The organism is Microbacterium sp. LMX7-1.2 (assembly GCF_040675935.1).
Classification (GTDB): domain Bacteria; phylum Actinomycetota; class Actinomycetes; order Actinomycetales; family Microbacteriaceae; genus Microbacterium.
Genome location: NZ_JBEGIL010000001.1, coordinates 604,143 through 623,929, shown reverse-complemented (window position 1 = coordinate 623,929; position 19,787 = coordinate 604,143). Strand labels below are relative to the sequence as shown.

Here is a 19,787-nt window from a genome sequence, read left to right as displayed (position 1 = left end):
TCACCTCTGCCTTCCGTTGGACAGCGCCACTCGGCGATCGCGCGAGGCCGCGTCGACCTCCGACTTCGCCTCCACGCGCATCCGCCCGATCAGATCGCCGTTGACGTCGACGACGACCAGCTCTCGCGGCATCTGCACACCGCTCGACGCGGATGAACCAGCCGTCGACGAAGCGGCGCTCGCGCCCACCTGCGCCGCGACCGCGCTCTGCAGCGCAGCGACGTTCCCGACGGCGGACGCGAGAGCGCTCGTCGTGGATGCGTCGTTGACGCCCAGCGTGAACTGCTCGAGAAGCGACTGCCCGCCTTCGCGGATCCGACGCCACCCAGAGCCCGACAGCGGACCACGCTTCGCGGGGGAGTGGGGGAAGAACCCGCCGACGAAATCCATCATTTCGCCGAAGGCGTTGCCGACCGCCCCGAACATGTCCTTGACGCCGTCGATGAGCCCCTGGATGAGGGACTTCCCGGCGTCGAACAGCTGCGGGATCAGCGAGACGACCGCCTTCACCAGTTCCGGGCCGAGACCCAGGATCGCCTGGATCAGGTTCGGGATTATCTCCGGCAGCGCCTTCACGATCCCCATGAACAGCTGGATCGCCCCGGTAAGCAGCATCGGGATCATGCTGATCAGCGATGACACGACCTGTGGGATCATCCCGATGATCGCGGTCAGGAGCTGCGGGAGCACGACAGGGATCGCCTGCACGAGCTGAACGAACAGATCCACCGCGGCGAGCAGCAGAGTCGGGATCATCCCCACGAGCGTCGAGATGATCGACGGCAGCATGCTGATCAGCGAGGTGATGAGCTGCGGGAGCACCTCGACGACCGCGAGCACGAGCTGCATGAACAGCGAGATCGCGGTCTCGAGCAACGTCGGCAACATCCCGATGAGCGACTCGAGGATCACCGGCAGCATCTCGACGATCTGCGTGATGACCTGAGGGATCACCTCGATCAGCGCGGTGATCAGTCCGGAGAAGAGCTGGATGCCGGCCTCGATGATCTGCGGGAGCATCCCGACCAACAGCGGCAGGATCTGCACAACCGCGTCGATCAGGCCCGTGAACAGCGTGATTGCTGCGTTCAGCAGTACCGGAATCGCCCCGATCAGAGCCGCGCCGAGCACGGGGATCAGCCCGATGACCGCCGAGATTAGATCCGGGAGGACCTGCACCGCGGCGTCGACGAGCGCGAGGATCAGAGACACGAATCCCTGCAGCAGCACGGGCAGCCCGGAGGCGAGCGCCGAGACCATCTGCGGGATCAGCGTCGTGACCAGCGTGACCACCTGGCCGACGAGACCTGTGACCGTGCTGACGACCAGCGGGATCATCGCCTCGAACCCGCTCGCGAGCGTCGCCGGATCGATCGTGAACACGGCGATCAGAGCACCGATCGCGAGGCCCACCGGGCCCGTGAGCCCGAGGAACAGGCGACCGATGACGGGGAGCTGCGCGAGCAACGGCCCGAACAGCCCCACGACGAGACCGATGATCGGAGCGAGAGCCCCGAGCGATCCGGTCAGGTTCGAGAAGTCCGGCGCCTCGTATCCGCCCGCGAAGGTCTCCTTGATGCCATTGAACATCGTGGTGAGCCGCTCGAGGACCGGGCCGACCTTCCCGGCGATCTGGTCCGTCAGCGCCGCCATGAACGGCCCGACGACCGCGGATGCCGCGTCGAACGCGGATCGCACCATGTCAGCGAACTGCTTGAGGAGCGGGAACAGCCCGCCGACGAGCTTGTCGCCCTCGACGCGGGTGCCGATCAGCGCGACGCCGAACCGCTTGAGCGCGGCGAACGCGTTCTTGTATGACGACGTCGTGGTCTGCGCGACCTCCGCAGCCATGCCGCCCGTAGCGTCTCGGACCGCAGCCTCGTAGACCTCGGCGGTGATCTTGCCCTCAGAGGCGAGGTTTCGGACCTCGTCGACCGAGACACCGATGCGGGACGCCAGCGCTCCCCAGATCGGGATCTGCCGATCCGCGAGCTGGTTGATTTCCATTGTGTACGCGCGACCCGAAGTGCGCACCTTGCCGAAGATCTGCGCGACCTCGGAGAGGGGCACCTTGCCCGCGGTAGCCGCGCCCTTGACGGACTCGAGGTATGCCGCGAGCTCCGGGCCCGTCTTCACGCCAGCGGTGAGCGCCATCGACGCGGCGCCGGCCATCTCGTCGAGACCGAAGGCGGTTCCGACTGCGGCATTCTCGGCGTTCTTGAGAGCCCCAGCGACCTGATCACTCGACAGTCCGAGCCCGCGCATGCGGGCCGTAGCGTCCTCGATCGAGAACAGTCGGGAGAAGCCGCCTCCGATGGCCGCGCCGAGAGTCGTCGCGACGCCGGCCGCCAGCAGGCCAAGTTGACCGCGCGCGAGCGTGACGGCATCGGACACGGTGCGGCCGACGGCGCGCATTCCAGACGCGAATGCCGAGCCGATGCCCGACGCGACCTGACCGGCAACGCCGACAAGGCCTGAGAACGACTGGCCGATGATCCGACCCATGCCGCCGAACGACTGGCCGATCACCGACGTCAGCGGTGAGAGCTTCTGCAGAGCAGGCCCGAACCGGGACGTGACGAACTTCTCCGCGCTCGACAGCGCCGAGGTGACTCGGAGGCCCACCTGCAGCCCGAAGTCGCGCACAGCGACCGCTGCGGGCCGCAGAGCGTTCGTCACGCGCGACGTCACGGCCGACCCGAAGGCCGACATGCGACTCGTGAGCGGCGCGAGAGTGCGCGACGCGAGATCTCCGAGCGTCGAGCCGAGCAGCCTCGCGGGCGCGAGCACATCGGACACGTTCTTGCGGAACGCCGCCCACCCGCCGCCGGCAGCCGCGCGACCGGCGCGCTCCGTCGCGGCAGCCACGGCATCCTGCGCGGTCTTCAGTTTCGACTGCGCCGAGGCCAGATCGGCGGACGCCTTGGTGACCGTCGCAGTCGACACCTCGAGGCGGCGACGCGCTGACGCGAGGCGTTCCTCGGCAGCGATCGCCTGAGAGGAGCCCTCGCCGCTCTTGGCGATTGCCTCGGCGAGCTTCACCTCGGCGACTCGCGCGCGTCCGGCGTCGTCGGCCTGCTTCAGTCGTGCAGACGACAGCGCACGCGTCGTGGTCGTGACGTTCTTCTCGAGGTCCTTAAGTGCCCCGGCGCCGAGGTCCCCGGCGGATGCCGTGAGCGCGGATCGGAGACCGCGGCCGAGCTCCTCGCCGCCGGTCTTCCCGATCCGCGCCATGCCACGTCGAGAGGACTTGCCCGCGTCGGATACGCCGGCGTTGACCTCCTTGGCGATGCCCTTCCGCACTCCGCGGAACGAAGGAAAGATCGCGACGTGGCCGGAGCCGACTTCCTTCGAGGACACGGGAACCCCCTCAGTCGCTGAACGCCGAGTACCGCTGCAGTCGGGCCGTCATCTCGGAGGCCACCTCGGCGGGTACCGGCTCATACGCGGCCGGATCGATGAGGTGATCCCACGGGAACAGCACCGACCCGTGAGGCGGCTTCTGCGTGTAGCGGGTGATCGTCGAGAACGCCTGCAGGAGCTGCGCGACCTCGGTCATGGTTGCGGGGCGCGCCCATCCTGCGACGGCCGCCCCGAGATGCGTGGACGTGTCGAGGGAGAGCGACTGCACGAGAAGCAGCGCCTCACCCCACGAGCACGCGTCGCCGCCGAGCTCGAGCAGGGACAGCCCGAGACCGCGAAAGTCCCGGGCCGCCTCCGGCTCGTGTTTGGTCAGGAGCTCAACGACAGCCCGGATTCCCCCAGGCGCGCCTGCGCGATCTCGTTGAACTTCTCGAAGTACTTCGCGGCGACGACGATCAGCTGGATCGTGTCGTCACAGTCCTCCATGATCTGCTTCGCGTCGCCGACACCGACCTCGTCGATGAACATCTCGAGGTCGGCGAGGGAGTCGCCCTCGGACATGCCGGTGAGGCGCTTGAACGTCTTGTACGGGACCTTCGTCTTCATGATTAGCTCACCCGACGAGAGCTGCGCATGGAAGATCCCGTCGGCGGTCGTGAAGATCTCCGGCTTCGGCCCGGGCTCGCCGGGGCCCGAGACGGGCGCGGAGTATCCAGGATCCGGCGCGACGGCGGTCTCAGCGATCGCCTGGTCGCGCACAGGGGCTTCGGAGGCCGCGGGTGCGGACTCGGGAACGGGAAGGGACATGAGCGTGATGCTCCTTTCGATGGGCAGATGGGCATGAAGTCGGCCGGTGCTGCAGCGTGCCCATCACGCGCTGCAGCACCGGCCTGCTCGGGGGAGAGCCCGCGGGTTACGGGGTCTCGGGGTCGGCGGTGTTCGTGTTGATGAGCCACTCGCCGAAGTGGTTGTTCTCGAAGTACGGCGACCGCTGGTACTTGAACGTGATCGCGTAGCCGCGGATCTCGCCGCGTGTCGACTGGTCGACCTGGACCGAGTCGACCGACGCGACGCCGAGGCGACGGATCAGGATGCCGTTGCGGAAGATCTCCTCCGACCACAGCAGGTACCGGGTCGCGTGCCCGCCGGCGTCGACGGTGATGTACCCGTTCTCGTCGGGCGTCTTGCCCCACGCGACCTCACGCACCAGGTCGTCGGTCTGAGCGAGCGTGACCGCGAGGGTCGCGTTCGCGAGACCGGACGGCAGCGAATAGCCCTCCTGGTACAGCTCGATCGCATCGCCGTCCTTCTCGGTGGTGAGGTTGAACCCACCGTCCTGCTTCAGCAGGCCGAGCTTCCGGTATGCGGCCGGGAGAGCGATCTCCAACACCGCACCGGCAGCCGGCGCGATGACGTTCGCTTCGAGGACCGGAGCGACCCCGAGGTTTCCCGAGATCGGGACTCCTACGGCCCCGAGATCATTACCCTGCGCGTCAGCGACCATGAGCCGCTCCTTTCTGTCTAGGCACCCGACCCGCGCAGACGGAGAGCACCAGCGAGAGGCTCACCCGGCGGGAGAGCCCACCACCGTGTACGTCACGGTGAAGTAGATGCGCGTCCGGTCCTGCGCCTCGGCGACCGTGTACCAGCCGTTGAAGTCGTCGACGGACGCGATGGGGCAAGATCGCCCGCCGAGCGACGGCAGGTCCTCGTCGGTGAACGCACCGAAGATCGGGCGCACGAGATCGACGGCGGGTGCGTCGAAGATCCGGGTTCCGGCGAGGATCGTGATGCCGACCGACCACTGAGCGGTGATGACGGACGTCTTCGTGCCGCCGTCGTTGCGGATGACGATCAGCGCCTCGGGGAACTCGCCGTCGGCGGGTTCCTTGTTGCCGACGTCGGATGTCAGCGCCGCAGCGGTGAGGATCGCGCGCGCGTAGTCGGTGAGCCACTGCTCGAGGTCGGGCCACTCGACGTTAGGCACGAGCACCACCGCCTCCGAGCGAGCGAGCGAGGTTGCCCGTCTTGGACTCGACGCCGAGCGAGTGCGCGGCGCCGGCCACGACGCGGAACACGCAGCGGTACTGCGTGTCGTGGCGCTCGACGTGGATCTTGTCGCGGTACTCGCCGGTGAGGACGGGAGCGCGGCCGCGAGCACGGGACGCGGTCGCGTCGGCAGAGGTCTTGCAGAGACTGACCACGCCGGGGGACTTCCCGAGAGCGGCGAACCATGCATCATTCGCGACGAATGCCTCGACCATCGGGCACCTCCTCGGGGGACGTCGCGAGTACTCGCGCGACGCGTCGTGCGCGGCCGCGGTGAGGGACGACGCGTCGCCCGTCGACGCTCGACGCGTCGTGTGGCGATCGCCGACACGTCGTTGCGACCAGGTGAACGCGTCGGCGAGGACCTCGCGACGCGTCGGCGGCGGATCCGCGACGGATCAGCCGTGAACTTCTTCGAGGGCGATCACGAGAGTCGGTCGCCACCCCGTGAACGGGTTCTTGTCGGTCTCGGGGAACTCCACGCACGCCCACACCTGAGTGCCTCGCCGGATGCGGTCGCCGATCGCGACGTCGGCGCTGGGATCGGTGACCGTCAGCAGCGCTGCGACGTTCGTGAGTCGGCGCTGTGTGCCGTCGGCCTGCGTCTGCCCAACCGTGCCGATCGACGCGCCGGGGATCGTCAGCACGTCCGGATTGGACCAGTCCTGCCTGACCTGCTTCTTCGAGTAGCGGTCCTCGACGAGACCGGCGCGCAGCCGTTCGACCGTCTCGCCGTTCTCGAACCCGAAGCCGTCGCCTCCGGTGCCGATGTACTCGCCGAGCAACACCATCAGGCGCCCCAGACGAGCCGGTACGGGTCCAGCGTTCGCCGTTCGATCTCGAGCAGCGGAATCGAGATAGGCGCGCCGCCGGCGGTGAGGTATCCGACGCTCGAGCCATTCACCGACTGGTTGGCGACGATTCCAGGGGACGATGCGCCGCGGCGTGCGAGCGTCGCGATGAGCGCCGCGACCTCGGGCACCTCGTCAGGGTCGTAGCCGTGGCGGAGCTTCACCGAGATCTTCCCGAGGCGTCGCGTCCAGCGGCCGCTGCGCAGCTCAAGGATTCCAGCGCGCGAGAAGTCGACGTCGGCGGTCACGTCTGTGCCGTCGTTGAGGACCTCGAGCAGCTCGACGACCCGGCCGGACCGGAGCAGCAGCGTGTGGTCGCCGCTCCCGTCCAGCACGAGCGTCTGTTCGATGACGGGTGCGACATGCCATCCGCACTCACGGCGTACAGAGCCGTGAGCGGCGGCCAACCAGAAGTCGGCGTTGATCGCAGTCGACGACTGCACGATCGATTCGATAGCCATGTCGCACCCGTCCTCGATTACTTCGCGGCCGCGCCGCGCTTGGCGGGAGCCTTCGCGGGCTCCGGAGCCGCAGCAGCGCCGTCAGCGCTCTGGGAGGCGTCCGGAGTACCCGTGGCACCCTCGGGGGTGGAACCGCCGTCAGCGGCCCCGGCGTCGCCAGCGGCAGCACCGTCACCGGTGCCCGCATCGGCGGCCGCAGGCGTGCCCTCGGCCGCGGCAGCCTTGGCGGCCTCGGCTTCCTCTGCTGCCTGCTTCTCGGCGGCGGCCTTGTCAGCCTTCGCCTGCTCGGCGGCGATCTTCTTCGCCTCGGCCGCGGCAGCCTTGGCGATCGCCTTCTCGACGGCGGCCACCTCAGCGGCACGCTCGTCGATCACGCGAGCCTCGTCCTCGGTGACCTGCACCGTGGTCCACTGGCCCGCGACCAGGATTCGACGGATGACGAGAGCCATGCTCACTCACCCGCCTCGACGGTCACCTTGACGTACGCCATCGGGCGACGGACCGCGAGCGTCACGCGCTTCTCCGCCAGGATCGTCACCCGGTTGTTGACGAAGTCGTCCTCGTTGGTGTTCGTGCCCGAGAGCACGAACGAACCCTTCGAGTAGACCGTCGACGCCTGCGACGCGCCCACCAGCACGGTGCCCTGCGGGATCGCCGGCGTGACGATGATCGGCAGACCCCAGATGCGCACCGCGTCGTCCAGGGACCCGTTGCCGTACTGGCCGACGAACGGGCCGCCGGCGAGGTACTGGCCGTTGAGGTCCTTGGACAGGCGCACGGTCTGGTAGTCGGCCGGGTTCATCACGACGCCGTCGGCGACGAGACCAGTCGCGAGGGTGACCTTCTGCGAGGCGCGGAAGATCGCCTCGATCAGGTCGGCCTCGCCCGCCGCGGTCTCCGTCTGCAGGCCGGAACGGTTCAGCAGACCCAGCGGGTTCTGACCGGTGCCGTTGCCGGAGAGCAGCAGGATCTCCTCGGCGAGCGCGAGCTCGGCCAGGAGCCGGGTCTCGATCTCGGTGACGAGGAAGGCGGCGTCCTCGAGCATCTCGGTCGAGACCTTGATGAAGCCCGCGACCTTCTTGAGCGTCTCGGTGACCGGGTCCCAGCCCGTGTGGTGCAGCTGGGGCTTCCGGGCGTTCTCCGCGATCGCCGCGACGGCACCCTCGAGGGCTGCCATCTTCTCGACGTAGTACGTGATCGCGTTGCCCGAGATGCTGCCCGAGAGCAGCCAGTCCGTGAGGAACAGGCGGCGCTGGTACTGGCGCACCGGGGTGCGGTCGACGTCGGTGAGCAGCGGCGCGGGGACCATCGACGACACGTGCGTGTCGGTCGCGGCTTTCGTGCCGGTGTACTCCTCGGCCGTCAGCGTCAGCCCGCGATCGACGCCGAGGCGCGCGATCTTCGTGCCGATCGAGTCGACGAAGTGCTGACCGATCGACTTCGCCGCGGTCGACTTCTCGCCACGGAAGGTCTCGGGGACCTCCGGACCGCCGAGAGCGTCGAGCTGCGCCTGTGCGGCCATGACCGATGCGATCTTGGTCTGCACGTCGCCGAGCGACTTCGTGAGGGCGTCGAGCTCCTTGAGCCCGTCGGCGTCGAGCGACTTGGTCGCGGCACCGTCCGCGGGCTCCATGAGAGTCCGCATCTTGGCCGCGATCGCGTCGCGCTCAGCCATGAGAGTTGCAAGATCCACGAGGATCTCCTTTCATCAGGGGTTGATGCCCGCGAGCTGCATCGCAGCCCGTGCTCGGGCGATGGCTGACTCGCCGTCCGCGCGCGACTTGGCCGCGACCGGCTCCTCCGCGTTGGCCGGCGGGACCGGCTCCTCCGCGTTGGCCGCATCCGGTTCCTCGTCACTGGAGGTCGAATCGGGATCACCCGCGGCCAGGTCGGCAGCGGGAGCTTCGGGAGCCGGGGCCTCGGCGGCCTCGACAGGGGAGGGGATCTCGGGAGCCGACTGGGGCACCTCAGTGCCGGGGTCGATGCCGAGCGCCTTGTACGCGGCGTTGATCGCCGCCTGAGCAGTGCGGAGCCCGTCGACGACGGGCTGCACCTCGGCGGACTTCGCGGAGAGGATCGTGGTCGCGGTGTTCGCACCGATCGGCACGACCGACACCTCGAACAGCCGCATCTTGCGGAGCTCGTAGAAGAACCCGAGCTCCTCGGACTCGACGAACGCGGCCTCGAGGACCTCGTACCCGAATGACATCTGCTTCACGCGGCCGTCGACGAGGAGCTGGTGCACGCGCTTGCCCGCGTTCGTGGTGAGGTCGAGAGCGACCTTCACGAGCAGCCCGTAGTCGTCCTCGACAGCCGAGATCGTCTCGCCGATGTTCATGAACGGGTCGGAGAAGTTGTGCGCCCAGTAGCACGGCACACCCGATCCGCCGGGTCCGAAGTCCTCCTCGAGCGACTCCTTGAACGCGCCCGCCACGACGACGTCGCCGTACGAGTCCTTGTTGCCGAACACCGCGGCGTAACCCTCGAACACACCCGTGTCGGGGTCGAACGCCTTCAGCTCGAACGGCCGATCCTTGATCTTCATGCGGACACCTCCTGCAGAGAGGCCGAGCTGGGCTCGGCGGCGAAGTGCGCGAACGCTTGGTCGTTCACGCGGACCGCGAGGACCTGGGCCTCGCCATCGGTGAGCCCGACGTCGAGAAGGTCTCGGCGCAGCTCCTTGACCCAGCGGGTCCGGTCCCACCAGTGCGGATCTCCGGCGCCGCGCTTCGCCGAGATGACCTCGGCCTGACGCGTGCGGAAGCGATCGACGACGCCCTGCACGGACGCCAGAGACTCGATGCCCTTCTGGCCCGATGCCGCGCCGCCGTCGACGGGCGATGCCTGTCCTCCGAGCACGACGTTGAGCGGGACGATCAGCTCGTCAGCGCCCTCGATCTTCGGGAGGTTGAACTTCTTCCGGGCCTCGGCGCGGAGCATCCACGGGCCGCCGACGGCCGCCGAGAGCACCTTCGCCTGCTCCTCGAACGACCCGCGCAGCTTCGCCTCGACGTTGAACTCGAGGTATTGGCCGGCGGGCGCGCCGAGCAGAGGCAGCAGGAACGCGGTGAGGCGCTCCTCGATCCGGGTGATGAGCGGGCCGAGCGTGTCGGTGTAGAGCATCCGACGGAACTCGCGCACGTTCGAGAAGTTCGCGTTGTCGAGCTGCCCGATCATCGTCGGGTTGACGTGGTAGACCTGCGCGACCGTGCCGAGGGAGAGCTGCGTCGCCTCGGCCCACTCGTTCTCGCGCGGAGAGAAGCCGGCGGGCTTCCACTCCATGCCGTCCTCGAGCAGCGGGGTCCCGCCGGCCTTCGAGCCGCGGTTACCGGTGAACGCGTCCCACATGCGCCAGAAGCGCTTGCGGCCGTCGTCGTCCCAGCGCGGGGCGTCCTTCGGGCGGGTGAGGAACCCGCCGAACCGGCCGCCCTTCTTCCACGTCTGCTTCCGGTAGATCAGCGAGGCGAACTGCTCCTCGAGCACCAGGCGCAGCGTCTCGACGCGGGACGTGCCGCGCAGCGGGTTCCCCGGCGTGCAGCCCTTGAACCGGATGACGTCGCGCCCGTCGAACTTGAGCGTGCCGCCCTCCGGGGTCGTGACCGTGTACTTCTTCTCGCCGAAGTACTTCCCCTTGACCTCGACCCACGACGTCGGGAACACCCGCAGCGACTTGTCGGCCATCACGAACACGAAGGCGTCATCGCGGACGGCCCACTCGGTGACGAGCTGCTCGATGAGCTCGGAGAACGTCTGCTCGGCGTTCGCGCGCCGCAGGAGCTCGGCGACCGGCCCCTCGCGGACGCGGTCCACGTCGCCGTCGGCGTTCCGCTCGTAGAGGTGCAGCGAGAGCTGCATCATCTGACGGGCGAGGAAGTCGACGACCGTGCGGAGGTGCGGCTGAGCGGCCCACAGCGTTTCAGGAGCCATCCCCTCGATGCCGCGGAGGTAGTTCTCGGCGTCCATGAACGTGAACGCGGACACGCGCACCTGGCGGCCGTCGTGCAGCGTCACGTCGCCCGTCATCCGGCCGGACTGACCGCCCGCGAGACGAGCCGTGAACTCAGACAGGAACCCCATCAGTCCTCCTCCCACCAGTCGCCGAGGGTCTCCCCGCCAACTGCCGTGTACGCCGACACCGCGGCGGGGCCTTCGCCCGTCTCGAGCCCGAACAGGGCGTACGACTCCGCGACCAGCGGAGAGATATCGACCGGGGACGCCTTGCGGTCCCAGACCTGCATGTCGCCGAGGGTCTTGGTCACCGCGCCGCTCACCGCGATATCGGCGTTCGGCTGCCCGAGATGCCGCAGCGTCTTGTCGCGCACACGGTCATGGATGCGGCCCGTCGCCGAGCCGAGGTCCGACCCACCGATCTCGACGACGTCGAAGCCCTCCTCGCGCAGCGCCGCGATGAACTCGTGCGCCGGCGCGCCACGCGCCTGCAGGGCCACGCGTCGCATGCCCCACTTCTCGCGGATCTCGCGTGCGACTCCGGGCGCCCAGAGCATCCCGGCGCGATCGGCGATCACCTCGACGTGAGCGAGATCGTCGGCACGCCACCCGGCCACCGCGATGTACGTGTGTGAGCGGTCGTGCGCTGTGTCGATCGCGAGGCACAGGTCCGAACCGGGGTCGATCTGCGACTCCTCGTCGACGAGGTCGCCCCACTCCGTCGGGGAGAGGTACGTGCGTAGGTTGGCCGTTACCCACTGGCACAGCACCTCGGTGCGGTACTCGGCGTCGGGCATCGTGCGCGCGTCGGCGATCGCGTCGGCGACGGTCATCGCGCCGTACCCGATCGACGGGTTCGCCTGCAGGATCCCCTCGACGTCCTCCTTGCCGCAGCCCTCCGGCGCCGACCATTCGAAGATCCCGAGGGACATGTCGTGGCCGTTGGCGAACTCCTCGAGCTGCTGCAGCCCGCTGTCGACGTAGCTCTCCCAGTCGGCGATCGTGGCGAGCGCGGCCTCGCGCAGCTTCCACAGGACGACCGAGAGCGCGTCGCCCGCGTTCGAGATGCCCCACATCTGCCCGGACCAGAACGACTTCGCTGTCTGCGAGACAGCCGCCCACGCCGCCCAGGTCTTCTGCTCGCGGAGCTCGTCGAAGATCACGCGCGCCGCGGGCTTCCCACGGGTGTTCGTCGCCGCGCGGACCTCGTAGTGCGCGAGGTTCCGCGCCCGCAGCATCTCCTTGCCGTTCGAGTCGAGCGCCTTCTGCGTCACCGCCTGCAGGTCGGGGACCGCTGCGGCCTGCTCCTCGTCGGTCTCGGGGTCCGGATCGCACCACAGCTTCACCGCGTTCCACGGCTCACGCGCGATATCGAGGCTCTGCGCGACGCCCACGATCTTGAACTTGAGCGGCGGCACCCGATCCGGGTTCCGCTTCGAGTCCACGAACAGCCACCAGGCCGCGAGCACCGAGGACAGCATCGTCTTGCCCTGCTGACGCGCGACGAGCACGATCACCCGCTTGAAGCGGTACGTGCCGTCGACGTTCAGCTCGAGCGCGTGGATCAGGAGCCACTCCTGCCACGGGTACAGGTGCACGCCGAGGATCTCGAGCGCGAACGCGATTACCTCGAACCCGCGCGACGTTTCCGGCGTCAGCTCACGCAGCGGCGGAGTGAACAACCGGGGGGTTGTCTTGCCCTTGAGGGTCGAGATCACCGCGACACCTCCACCCCTGCGCGTCTAGGCGGTGTGCCGCTGCATGAACGCGTCGAGCTTCGTGACCGTCGCCCCCTCGGAGGCGTCCGATTCGGTGCCAGCATCCGGGGCCTCAGAGGGCTCCTCGGGTGCCGGTTCGGGCGGGATTCTGGCCGGTTTGCGCGCCACAGCGCGCGAAACATCCTTCTGAGCGGACAGATACGCCGATATCAGGGCCGCAGAGACCCCATCCATGCCCTTCGAGTCGATCTGACGCGCGGAATCACGCAGAAACTCGACGAGAGCGGCATCCAGACCGTCACAGTCCAGCTCGGCCGCCTTGATGACCTTGTTCACCGCACGGAGGTGCTTCTGAGCCACGAGAGACCCCCAGACGTGAAGAAACCCCGCCCAGAAGGGTCGGGGAGAGAGGACAGGTGCAGGCGGGAGTGGGCGTCGGTCGGGCCTCCTGGCGGCGTTCACGCCCCCTCCCCTCAGAGGGTCGGCGGGGTCGCGACGTAGAGGGGGAGGGGTCCCATTGCGCAGCCTGGGCACGGGAGCGGGCCGGATGCGACGACGTCGCCGTGTTCGCGGTCGATGATCTCGTGAGGGCGGCAGACGTGGACGTGGCCGGGCATCCCGCGGAATGCGAGGACGACGACGGCGGATGATGGGCAGCCGACGACGTCGCACGGGACTTCCTGGTTACCGAGCACGACTGACCCACTCGGTGAACTCATCCTCGAGCTGCACGACGTGGCGTGCGATCGGTGCGGGCAGCGGGTAGCGCTCGGGCTTCGGCGTGCATGCGGCGCAAGCACGGCCGCGGGCGCGGTCGAACCGTAGCCGTCGGATGCTCGGGACGCGGACACCGAGCACCCGACGCACCACACCGTGGCCGGCGAACCAGAGGCACGCGGGATCGGACACGCGGTGCTGCCGAGTGATGCGTGACCGGATGCGGAGGAGGCGGGCGATCTCGTAGAGGCGCATCCACCACGGGAGGCCGGCGACCATGCGCATGTGGTGACGCACCCAGAGGACGGACGTCACGAGCTGCCCGCCTCGGTGGATGACGAGCGGGCGTCGATCTGGTCAGCCATCTCACGGAGGACGCCCGCGAGATCGAGGGTGACCTGCGCGCCGGCATCGGCGGCCGCGTCGGCGCTCGGCTCGAGGGGCCCGACCTCGGCGACGGCGTTCGTTGAGCCGATCTCGTTCAGCACCTCGGAGTCACCGACGCGTGCGTAGAGCGTGATCGTGAGCGGCTGCTTCTCGGTCATCAGTCGATCTCCTCGTCGTCGGGTCCGCACATCATGAACGAGTGGACGCCCTCGAGCGCGAGACCGGCGGCGACGCGCGAGAAGTGCTCGGCAGCGCGGGCGACAATCTCGGGGTCGCTGGTAGTGACGCGCAGCGTGACGTTGACGGGCGCGCTCACGATGCCTTCCCCGGCGTCCAGCCCGCGGCCTCCATGAGCTCGGAGAACAGCCCCGGCTCGATGACCACGTACCCGTCGGCGTCGAGCGCCGCGACCATGTTCGTGGTCTGCCGGCGCACGGGGTCGACCTTGTGCCACCAGCGCTCGCGCACATCGGCGTCCACGATCAGCGCACGGATCTGCGGGCTCGGCGAGACATGACCCACACCGACCTCAGCGCCGCGTCGACCGGCGCACTGGAAGTCGCGCGTGAGTCCAGGAGTCTCGGGCGTCTGCCGCGGGTACTCCATCGTCCACACGTGGCGTTCGTGTGACCGTGGGTTGTCGCATTGCCGGTCGTCCATCAGACGGCCCGCAGTGCGGTCGTCGACAGGCTGACAGTGTCGCCCGCGATGCCGAGCTGCTGAATGCGCAGCAGGACGGCGGCCGCGGCGGCGAGCGACACGGCGTCGTCGTCGGGTGCGGTGCCGTCGACGTGCAGCCCGACCTCCACGGCGTACGTCGGGGAGTCGTCGGTGCGCGTCTCGGTGACGATCACGAACCCCTCACCGGTCATCCACGCGTGCATCGGTGCGGCGTGCGAGACGATCGCGGCGAGCTGGTGCGCGAGCCAGTCGGTCGCGTGCACAGCATGATCGCCGAGGAGCTGGACGGTCGGGTCGCCGGGAAGGTCGACCTCGGCAACGGTGACAGATGACACGAGCATGATGGGGTGCTCTCTTTCGATCGGTGGGCAGGGTCAGAACCACGACCGCGAGACACGGCCGAGACCAGGGTGCGGCGCACGGTTCGACCGGCGCCGGTTGCAGTCCGTGTGCGCGGCGCGGAACCCGGCCGGATCCGTCTGCAGATGCGGATGCGTCGACACGGGGAAGTAGTGGTCGAGGGAGAACGAATCGTCGGTCGACCAGTCCGGGACCGTGTAGTCGATGCGCTGACCGCACAACCAGCACGGCTCGTCATCACGCTCGCACTCGGTGCGGAACTCGCCCTTGAGACGACGAAAGCGCCGGCCGGTATCGCGGGGAGGCATGAGACCTCCCGACGCGCCGGCACGGCGCTAGGGGTTGGAGGGTGGGATCAGTTGCGCGCGGCGCGGCGCTTCACCTTTACGCGGCCGTTCGGCTGCAGCGTGTACGTGATGACCTGCCCGCCCGGAGCGAACGCGCCGAGGATCAGGAGGATGATCGGGACGATGAACGCAGTCACGATCCCCAGGAGGATCAGCAGGATGATCCCGCCGCAGCCCCACTGGTTGCGCTGGTAGATCACGACCGACGTCTCGTCGGCGTAGCGGACCTCGCGGCCGGAGCGGATCGCGTCGTCGAAGACCCGTGCGAGCTTCGGGTTCGAGGGGCGGGAGACTGCACCAGGGATCGACATGGTCGCGAGTATGCCAGACCGGGGGAGCCGGGGCGACTCTGGGGAAGTCGCCCCGGCGGGGGAAGGGGAACCAGAAATGAAGAACGGACGTCCCAAGGGTGATCCCGAAAACGTCCGCACTCTCAAGGTAGGGGAGTGCAACGGACGCGTGTCAAACACGACACGCGGCGTGTTTCAGGACGCGTGGCCGAAGTCGTGCTCGAGCGCGGTCGTGCATCCGCAGCGGAGCTGTAGCTCGTCGGTCCAGAAGTCGAGGTCCTCGTAGTAGGCCGCGACCTCGACGAGCACGGGGTAGTGGTCGGCCATCATCGTCCCTTCGCTGCGAGGTCGGCTCGTCGGGCGGCCAGGCACTCGCGGCATGTGACCGCGTGCCAGACCTTCGTCCCCGGCTCCTTGCGCCCGCAGTATGCGCGATTCGCGACGGACGTCGCGGCGTGCGTGACGTTGGCCATCAGGTGATCTTCTCGAGGATGATGAGACCCTTCGCAGTTTGGCCGCACTCCCGCCAGCCCGCGCGCTTGAAGCAGTAGCCGGGATTCGGGGAGGCGACGCGCCGCGGGTTCACGTAGGTGTAGAGCCGCTCTCCGGGCCAGCGGTCGGCGGCCCAGTCTTCGGCGTCAAGGATCATCGCGGAGGCAAGGTGCGGTGACTCGTTGCGGAACACCGAACAGTTGATCCCCTGCTGACCGGATGCATCGATGAACTTCCGCCAGACGAACAGAGCGTCGTCCTCGTGCCCGAGGAGTACCAGCTTGTGTCCGGGGCCGACGAATAGCGCTGGATCTCTGCCGTCCGCGTAGCGGCGACTCGAGTAGTGCCGCCGGTAGAGAGCCAGACCGAGCGGATCGCCATCCCGCGATTGCCGCCAGAACAGCGAACCGGTCATGGATGACGTGCTCAGGAGGGGCATCACGAGCCCGCCTCGGCGAACACGGCGTCCCATTCATCCGCGAGATGGACGGGTCGTGAGCGTTCAGTCGGGGCGACTAGGGCGCTCAGGATCGCGTAGGCGAGCAGGGGCGGGACCGCGTTACCGATCTGCAGGAACTGCTTGCCTTTCGAGCCTTGGAACGGGAACGGCTCCGGGTAGGTCTGCAAGGTCGCAGCTTCCGCGACCTCCATGCGATACGAGCCGCTACCTGCGCGGTCGCCGTACTTCTCGCGAGCGGATTCCTCGCCGAGTCGCGCGATGTCGGCGGCATTGACCTTGTGGCCAGGGGCCCACATGCGTGAGTCACCGGCGACCGTCGTCGCGGGACGATCGAACGCCCAGGCCGGGTATGACTGCAGAGTTGCGGCCTCCTCGGGCCGCATCTTCCGCGCCATACCCTCCGCGGACTCGAAGACGAACCCACCAGGCTCCTGCCCACCAGCGGAGGCACGGATGGTGAAGGCGGGCTCGTCAGCAGAGCGCCCCGGGCGGTCACCATAGCGCTCGACCATGCCCGCCCCCATGCGCTTCCGCGCAGTGGGGAACGTCTGCAGCGCAGAGGCGTCGGCAGCCTGCAGCCGGAGGATCCCGCCTTCGCGGTCATTGTCAGCGTCGCCGGACGGCGACCAGCGGCCCGCGGCGCGTTCGGCGTAGACGTTCTTGCGCGCGCCGGATCCGCCGAGCGCGGCCGGGTCGGTGCCGCCGCCTTCGGTGCCGCTCGCGACAGTCGGGTACGGGCGGCCGGTCATGCCCCAGCCCAGGGCCTCGGCCATCGACACCCACTTCTGCACGCCCGGGTCGAGGCGCTCGGGGTCGCGCGAGTAGTAGCGCGAGTGCGTCGGCACGGGCGGCGCGACAGGGCCGTCGAGTCGGGCCATGAGGATCGCGCGCTTGCGGGTCTGCGGGACGCCGTACTGCTCCGCCTGCAGGTTCCCAGTCCAGACGGAGTATCCGAGGCCGCGGAGCACCTCGGCCATCGCCTCCCACACGGGCAGGACGGTCGGCACCTGCTCGAGAGTGACGAGGCGCGGGCGGTGTGCCCAGATGTGCGCGAGGGGCGTGAGCACGAGCGCGGTGCGATCGTCGCCCAGGTCGGCACCGGCGGCGCGGAGCTTCTCGGGGTTCTTCCACGCACCCGACGCGATGAGCATGAGCACCATGTCGAGCGCCTTCCGCCCGGTCCCGCGACCAGCGACGGAGAACGTCTGGCACGGCGGCGACGCGATGTAGAGGTCGTGGAACGGCACGAGCCAGGCGTGCAGCAGGCCCGCCCACACATCGCGGTAGATCGTGCGGAAGCCGACGGCGCGGCGCGTGCGGATCGCCTCGGGCATGATCTCGACGCCGTAGTCGACGATCCCGAGCCAGCGGCAGGCGACCGACCATCCGGTGCCCGCGAAGTGGTCGACGGCGGCGATTGTGGGGGTCATGCGGAACCTTCCAGGAGAGGCGTCGTGGTGCGATCGCCGACGCGAGTCGAGAAGACGTCCCAGGCGCGCTGGATGCCTCCGCTGCCGGGGAACAGGTCGTGGAGCTCGTCCTGCGGTTCGGCGCCGAGGAGGTCGAACATCCACCGGGCGAACTGGGGCGGCTTCGCGCCGACGACACGGCCGGGGTCTGTGGTGCGGACTCCGGGACGGTACTGCAGGACGTCGATGCGTCTCGAGTACTCGGGCGACGGGTCAGACGTCGCGGGGATCCTCGCGACGTGTCGGTCGTCGACGAGCGACGGCTCGAGGTGTCGGCGATCGCCACGCGACGTGTCCGGATCCGCGACGCGTACGGTCTGCAGGGGCGACGCGTCGTGCGCGGCCGTGGTGAAGCGCGACGGATCCTTCCGGCCGCCGAAGTAGATCACCGGCTCCCACGCGTTCAGAGGTCCTCCGCTACGCGTGGCCCGCTCGCCGCGATGCCACGATGCGACACGCACGCCGCGGGGACACAGCCCGAGCACGTAGTGCAGTGCTCGCTCGGACGTCGACAGCGCCCAGCCGTCGAACGCGTCGAGCTGCTCGATGAGACGTGCGTGATCGACCTCGCCCGCGTAGTCGTCGTGGCCCTCGTAGTAGCGGCGAGAGAGTCCGGGGTAGGGCGGGTCGGCGTAGGCGAGGCGCAGCGAGAACGTACCGACGTCGGGCGCGACGCCCACGCCGCCGACGAACCGGTGACGGGCCTGACGGCAGCGAACCGAGCAGCAGATCGCGTCGGAGCGGATGCCGGCGGGCATCGGTCGACGGCACCAAGCGCAGGAGCGCGCGGTCATGAAAGCGCCTCTCTTGCGGTGCGCAGTGCGTCGGTGCGCTTCGTGGCTTCCTTGATCGCGTCGTCGAGGGCGGCGAGGGTGTAGTCCTTCGGATCCTCGGTCGCCATGAACCCGACGACGTAGTCGGCGAGCTTCGCGGCGTCGAGTTCCCATCGGACCCGCCAGGAGATTCCGAGCTCGTCGGCGCGAGCGCTGATCGCCTCGAGGACTTCGCTCACCCGGAGCTTGTCGCTGGTGGACTCGCCTGAAGCGAGCCGGAGCCGTTCGAGCTCGCGGTTCATCTCCTGCATGCGCTCGTGCCGCCAGGCCGAGAGGTTCTCGGCCGCGGTCATCTTCGCCTGCATGGACTCGCCGCCGTAGACGAGCTTGGCGAGGACGGTCGAGAACGCGGCGCGGGGGTCCCCGGTCGGGTTGAGGGCGGGCGCTTTCCGGACGACGATCATGCTGCGGCGACGCTCGCTCGTCGGCGGCGTCAGGATTCCCCACTCCTCGGGAATGTCGAGGCCCGTGATGATCGACGTGTGGGGGATGACGAGGTACCACTCATGGCAGTGCTGTAGCCACGCGTCGGCCTTCATCGGGTCGCGGAGCTCCTGCACGACGTCGGCGCGGGACACCTTCGTCTCGTAGCCGACGATGCGGCCACGCTGCGCCGAGTTCACGGGCAGCCAGAGCGCATCCGCGCGCCGGGTCGACTCGGGCGCCTGGATCTCCGTCACGAGGTAGCCGCCCACGGGCTTGTGCTTCGGCGGCTCATGGTGCCGCTGCAGCGCCGCGATCAAACCCTTCGCCGTGGCACTCACGAGAGCGCCTCGAGCGCGCGGAGGATCTCGGCATCCGTCGTCGCGTTGAACGTGCGGAGGCCGAGCCGCCCGCGGTAGGGGATCGGCTGCTCGAGCGCCCGTGGGTTCGCGAGAACGAGGTGATAGGAGCCCGCCTCGCCCCACTGTGAGCACAGGTCGTATGTCGGGGTGACGGGCAGCGGGCTGTTGAGCTTGTGGCAGCCGCCGCCGGACTCAGGACCCACGTGCACGTCGACGAGGTCGACGACGCCGATGATGTGTCCAAGGTGCAGCTCCTCGCCGTCGTAGCGGTCTGTGTCCATGCCGGCGGCGGACGCGATGTGCCATGCGCGGTCACCGGCGGGCATCTGGCGGAGACCCGCGTGGATCGCGACGGGGCCGCGGTAGGTGCCTGCGATGTTCGTCGAGCGGTTCTCGACGTCCTTCCCGTGGTTGATGATGAGGTTCGACCAGGGCGGCCGTACGGTCATGATGCGCATGAGCAGACTCCGTTCAGTGGGATCTCGAGGAAGCAGTCGGGGCAGATAGGTCGCGGCTCGGGCTCGGCTGTCGGGGTGCAACCGAAGTGCACGAGCTGGTCGTCGATGTACTCGACCT

At 68.7% G+C, this 19,787-nt stretch carries 27 protein-coding genes; all 27 read right to left on the bottom strand.

Annotation, left to right across the window (positions count from 1 at the left end; translation table 11 throughout):
* The 27 genes from MRBLMX7_RS03195 to MRBLMX7_RS03065 all read right to left on the bottom strand — a co-directional run bounded on the left by MRBLMX7_RS03195 (position 1) and on the right by MRBLMX7_RS03065 (position 19,669).
* The gene (locus tag MRBLMX7_RS03195; protein WP_363366168.1) at positions 1-3,360 is read right to left on the bottom strand and encodes a tape measure protein; all 3,360 of its coding nucleotides are present in this window, start codon (positions 3,358-3,360) and stop codon (positions 1-3) included.
* Between the two features lie 10 nt (positions 3,361-3,370).
* The gene (locus MRBLMX7_RS03190; protein WP_363366167.1) at positions 3,371-3,631 is read right to left on the bottom strand and encodes a hypothetical protein; all 261 of its coding nucleotides are present in this window, start codon (positions 3,629-3,631) and stop codon (positions 3,371-3,373) included.
* A 101-nt stretch (positions 3,632-3,732) separates the two neighbouring features.
* Complete coding sequence (locus MRBLMX7_RS03185) at positions 3,733-4,170, bottom strand: hypothetical protein (RefSeq protein WP_363366166.1); 438 nt, start codon at positions 4,168-4,170, stop codon at positions 3,733-3,735.
* Between the two features lie 106 nt (positions 4,171-4,276).
* A complete protein-coding gene (locus tag MRBLMX7_RS03180) occupies positions 4,277-4,867 on the bottom strand; it encodes a hypothetical protein (RefSeq protein ID WP_363366165.1) in 591 nt (196 codons plus the stop codon).
* Between the two features lie 60 nt (positions 4,868-4,927).
* On the bottom strand, positions 4,928-5,350 hold the full coding sequence (locus tag MRBLMX7_RS03175; RefSeq protein WP_363366164.1) for a hypothetical protein: 423 nt from the start codon (positions 5,348-5,350) through the stop codon (positions 4,928-4,930).
* A complete protein-coding gene (locus MRBLMX7_RS03170; RefSeq protein WP_363366163.1) occupies positions 5,343-5,627 on the bottom strand; it encodes an HK97 gp10 family phage protein in 285 nt (94 codons plus the stop codon). Before MRBLMX7_RS03170 ends, MRBLMX7_RS03175 begins: the two co-directional genes overlap by 8 nt.
* 183 nt (positions 5,628-5,810) lie before the next feature.
* The gene (locus MRBLMX7_RS03165) at positions 5,811-6,203 is read right to left on the bottom strand and encodes a hypothetical protein (protein WP_363366162.1); all 393 of its coding nucleotides are present in this window, start codon (positions 6,201-6,203) and stop codon (positions 5,811-5,813) included.
* Complete coding sequence (locus MRBLMX7_RS03160) at positions 6,203-6,724, bottom strand: hypothetical protein (RefSeq protein WP_363366161.1); 522 nt, start codon at positions 6,722-6,724, stop codon at positions 6,203-6,205. The genes MRBLMX7_RS03165 and MRBLMX7_RS03160 overlap by 1 nt, the downstream gene beginning before the upstream one ends.
* Before the next feature lie 17 nt (positions 6,725-6,741).
* Complete coding sequence (locus tag MRBLMX7_RS03155) at positions 6,742-7,173, bottom strand: hypothetical protein (protein ID WP_363366160.1); 432 nt, start codon at positions 7,171-7,173, stop codon at positions 6,742-6,744.
* 2 nt (positions 7,174-7,175) lie between these two features.
* Positions 7,176-8,417 carry a phage major capsid protein gene (locus MRBLMX7_RS03150; RefSeq protein ID WP_363366159.1) on the bottom strand — a complete coding sequence of 414 codons (1,242 nt, stop codon included), beginning with the start codon at positions 8,415-8,417 and terminating at the stop codon, positions 7,176-7,178.
* Between the two features lie 15 nt (positions 8,418-8,432).
* The gene (locus MRBLMX7_RS03145; protein WP_363366158.1) at positions 8,433-9,269 is read right to left on the bottom strand and encodes an HK97 family phage prohead protease; all 837 of its coding nucleotides are present in this window, start codon (positions 9,267-9,269) and stop codon (positions 8,433-8,435) included.
* Positions 9,266-10,801: a phage portal protein gene (locus MRBLMX7_RS03140; protein WP_363366157.1), complete on the bottom strand. Its 1,536-nt coding sequence runs from the start codon at positions 10,799-10,801 to the stop codon at positions 9,266-9,268. The genes MRBLMX7_RS03145 and MRBLMX7_RS03140 overlap by 4 nt, the downstream gene beginning before the upstream one ends.
* Entirely contained in the window at positions 10,801-12,390 is a 1,590-nt protein-coding gene (locus MRBLMX7_RS03135; RefSeq protein ID WP_363366156.1) for a hypothetical protein, read from the bottom strand. The genes MRBLMX7_RS03140 and MRBLMX7_RS03135 overlap by 1 nt, the downstream gene beginning before the upstream one ends.
* A gap of 24 nt (positions 12,391-12,414) precedes the next feature.
* Positions 12,415-12,726, bottom strand: a complete 312-nt coding sequence (locus tag MRBLMX7_RS03130; protein WP_363366155.1) for a hypothetical protein — start codon at positions 12,724-12,726, stop codon at positions 12,415-12,417.
* A 348-nt stretch (positions 12,727-13,074) separates the two neighbouring features.
* Entirely contained in the window at positions 13,075-13,422 is a 348-nt protein-coding gene (locus MRBLMX7_RS03125) for a hypothetical protein (RefSeq protein ID WP_363366154.1), read from the bottom strand.
* Positions 13,419-13,652 (bottom strand): hypothetical protein, encoded by a 234-nt coding sequence (locus tag MRBLMX7_RS03120; RefSeq protein WP_363366153.1) that lies wholly within the window; start codon positions 13,650-13,652, stop codon positions 13,419-13,421. Before MRBLMX7_RS03120 ends, MRBLMX7_RS03125 begins: the two co-directional genes overlap by 4 nt.
* A complete protein-coding gene (locus tag MRBLMX7_RS03115; RefSeq protein ID WP_363366152.1) occupies positions 13,652-13,810 on the bottom strand; it encodes a hypothetical protein in 159 nt (52 codons plus the stop codon). Before MRBLMX7_RS03115 ends, MRBLMX7_RS03120 begins: the two co-directional genes overlap by 1 nt.
* A complete protein-coding gene (locus MRBLMX7_RS03110) occupies positions 13,807-14,100 on the bottom strand; it encodes a hypothetical protein (protein ID WP_363366151.1) in 294 nt (97 codons plus the stop codon). The genes MRBLMX7_RS03115 and MRBLMX7_RS03110 overlap by 4 nt, the downstream gene beginning before the upstream one ends.
* Positions 14,101-14,153: 53 nt before the next feature.
* Complete coding sequence (locus tag MRBLMX7_RS03105; RefSeq protein WP_363366150.1) at positions 14,154-14,516, bottom strand: hypothetical protein; 363 nt, start codon at positions 14,514-14,516, stop codon at positions 14,154-14,156.
* 33 nt (positions 14,517-14,549) lie between these two features.
* Entirely contained in the window at positions 14,550-14,843 is a 294-nt protein-coding gene (locus tag MRBLMX7_RS03100) for a hypothetical protein (protein ID WP_363366149.1), read from the bottom strand.
* A gap of 47 nt (positions 14,844-14,890) precedes the next feature.
* Positions 14,891-15,193 (bottom strand): hypothetical protein, encoded by a 303-nt coding sequence (locus tag MRBLMX7_RS03095; RefSeq protein WP_363366148.1) that lies wholly within the window; start codon positions 15,191-15,193, stop codon positions 14,891-14,893.
* A gap of 174 nt (positions 15,194-15,367) precedes the next feature.
* Positions 15,368-15,499 carry a hypothetical protein gene (locus tag MRBLMX7_RS03090; RefSeq protein WP_363366147.1) on the bottom strand — a complete coding sequence of 44 codons (132 nt, stop codon included), beginning with the start codon at positions 15,497-15,499 and terminating at the stop codon, positions 15,368-15,370.
* Between the two features lie 145 nt (positions 15,500-15,644).
* A complete protein-coding gene (locus tag MRBLMX7_RS03085; RefSeq protein WP_363366146.1) occupies positions 15,645-16,103 on the bottom strand; it encodes a hypothetical protein in 459 nt (152 codons plus the stop codon).
* Positions 16,103-17,554, bottom strand: a complete 1,452-nt coding sequence (locus tag MRBLMX7_RS03080; RefSeq protein ID WP_363366145.1) for a DNA cytosine methyltransferase — start codon at positions 17,552-17,554, stop codon at positions 16,103-16,105. The genes MRBLMX7_RS03085 and MRBLMX7_RS03080 overlap by 1 nt, the downstream gene beginning before the upstream one ends.
* The gene (locus MRBLMX7_RS03075; RefSeq protein WP_363366144.1) at positions 17,551-18,351 is read right to left on the bottom strand and encodes a hypothetical protein; all 801 of its coding nucleotides are present in this window, start codon (positions 18,349-18,351) and stop codon (positions 17,551-17,553) included. The genes MRBLMX7_RS03080 and MRBLMX7_RS03075 overlap by 4 nt, the downstream gene beginning before the upstream one ends.
* 32 nt (positions 18,352-18,383) lie before the next feature.
* A complete protein-coding gene (locus MRBLMX7_RS03070) occupies positions 18,384-19,190 on the bottom strand; it encodes a hypothetical protein (RefSeq protein ID WP_363366143.1) in 807 nt (268 codons plus the stop codon).
* Complete coding sequence (locus MRBLMX7_RS03065; protein ID WP_363366142.1) at positions 19,187-19,669, bottom strand: hypothetical protein; 483 nt, start codon at positions 19,667-19,669, stop codon at positions 19,187-19,189. The genes MRBLMX7_RS03070 and MRBLMX7_RS03065 overlap by 4 nt, the downstream gene beginning before the upstream one ends.
* Positions 19,670-19,787 lie beyond the last annotated feature (118 nt).

What these genes read in the sequence shown, in the direction of transcription:
- MRBLMX7_RS03185 (WP_363366166.1), bottom strand. Translation starts at nt 4,170, where the DNA reads ATGTCCCTTCCCGTTCCCGAGTCCGCACCCGCGGCCTCCGAAGCCCCT.
- MRBLMX7_RS03105 (WP_363366150.1), bottom strand. Translation starts at nt 14,516, where the DNA reads ATGCTCGTGTCATCTGTCACCGTTGCCGAGGTCGACCTTCCCGGCGAC.
- MRBLMX7_RS03165 (WP_363366162.1), bottom strand. Translation starts at nt 6,203, where the DNA reads ATGGTGTTGCTCGGCGAGTACATCGGCACCGGAGGCGACGGCTTCGGG.
- MRBLMX7_RS03080 (WP_363366145.1), bottom strand. Translation starts at nt 17,554, where the DNA reads ATGACCCCCACAATCGCCGCCGTCGACCACTTCGCGGGCACCGGATGG.
- MRBLMX7_RS03155 (WP_363366160.1), bottom strand. Translation starts at nt 7,173, where the DNA reads ATGGCTCTCGTCATCCGTCGAATCCTGGTCGCGGGCCAGTGGACCACG.
- MRBLMX7_RS03065 (WP_363366142.1), bottom strand. Translation starts at nt 19,669, where the DNA reads ATGCGCATCATGACCGTACGGCCGCCCTGGTCGAACCTCATCATCAAC.
- MRBLMX7_RS03090 (WP_363366147.1), bottom strand. Translation starts at nt 15,499, where the DNA reads ATGGCCGACCACTACCCCGTGCTCGTCGAGGTCGCGGCCTACTACGAG.
- MRBLMX7_RS03120 (WP_363366153.1), bottom strand. Translation starts at nt 13,652, where the DNA reads ATGACCGAGAAGCAGCCGCTCACGATCACGCTCTACGCACGCGTCGGT.
- MRBLMX7_RS03140 (WP_363366157.1), bottom strand. Translation starts at nt 10,801, where the DNA reads ATGGGGTTCCTGTCTGAGTTCACGGCTCGTCTCGCGGGCGGTCAGTCC.
- MRBLMX7_RS03075 (WP_363366144.1), bottom strand. Translation starts at nt 18,351, where the DNA reads ATGCCCGCCGGCATCCGCTCCGACGCGATCTGCTGCTCGGTTCGCTGC.
- MRBLMX7_RS03095 (WP_363366148.1), bottom strand. Translation starts at nt 15,193, where the DNA reads ATGTCGATCCCTGGTGCAGTCTCCCGCCCCTCGAACCCGAAGCTCGCA.
- MRBLMX7_RS03180 (WP_363366165.1), bottom strand. Translation starts at nt 4,867, where the DNA reads ATGGTCGCTGACGCGCAGGGTAATGATCTCGGGGCCGTAGGAGTCCCG.
- MRBLMX7_RS03100 (WP_363366149.1), bottom strand. Translation starts at nt 14,843, where the DNA reads ATGCCTCCCCGCGATACCGGCCGGCGCTTTCGTCGTCTCAAGGGCGAG.
- MRBLMX7_RS03085 (WP_363366146.1), bottom strand. Translation starts at nt 16,103, where the DNA reads ATGCCCCTCCTGAGCACGTCATCCATGACCGGTTCGCTGTTCTGGCGG.
- MRBLMX7_RS03145 (WP_363366158.1), bottom strand. Translation starts at nt 9,269, where the DNA reads ATGAAGATCAAGGATCGGCCGTTCGAGCTGAAGGCGTTCGACCCCGAC.
- MRBLMX7_RS03160 (WP_363366161.1), bottom strand. Translation starts at nt 6,724, where the DNA reads ATGGCTATCGAATCGATCGTGCAGTCGTCGACTGCGATCAACGCCGAC.
- MRBLMX7_RS03110 (WP_363366151.1), bottom strand. Translation starts at nt 14,100, where the DNA reads ATGGAGTACCCGCGGCAGACGCCCGAGACTCCTGGACTCACGCGCGAC.
- MRBLMX7_RS03170 (WP_363366163.1), bottom strand. Translation starts at nt 5,627, where the DNA reads ATGGTCGAGGCATTCGTCGCGAATGATGCATGGTTCGCCGCTCTCGGG.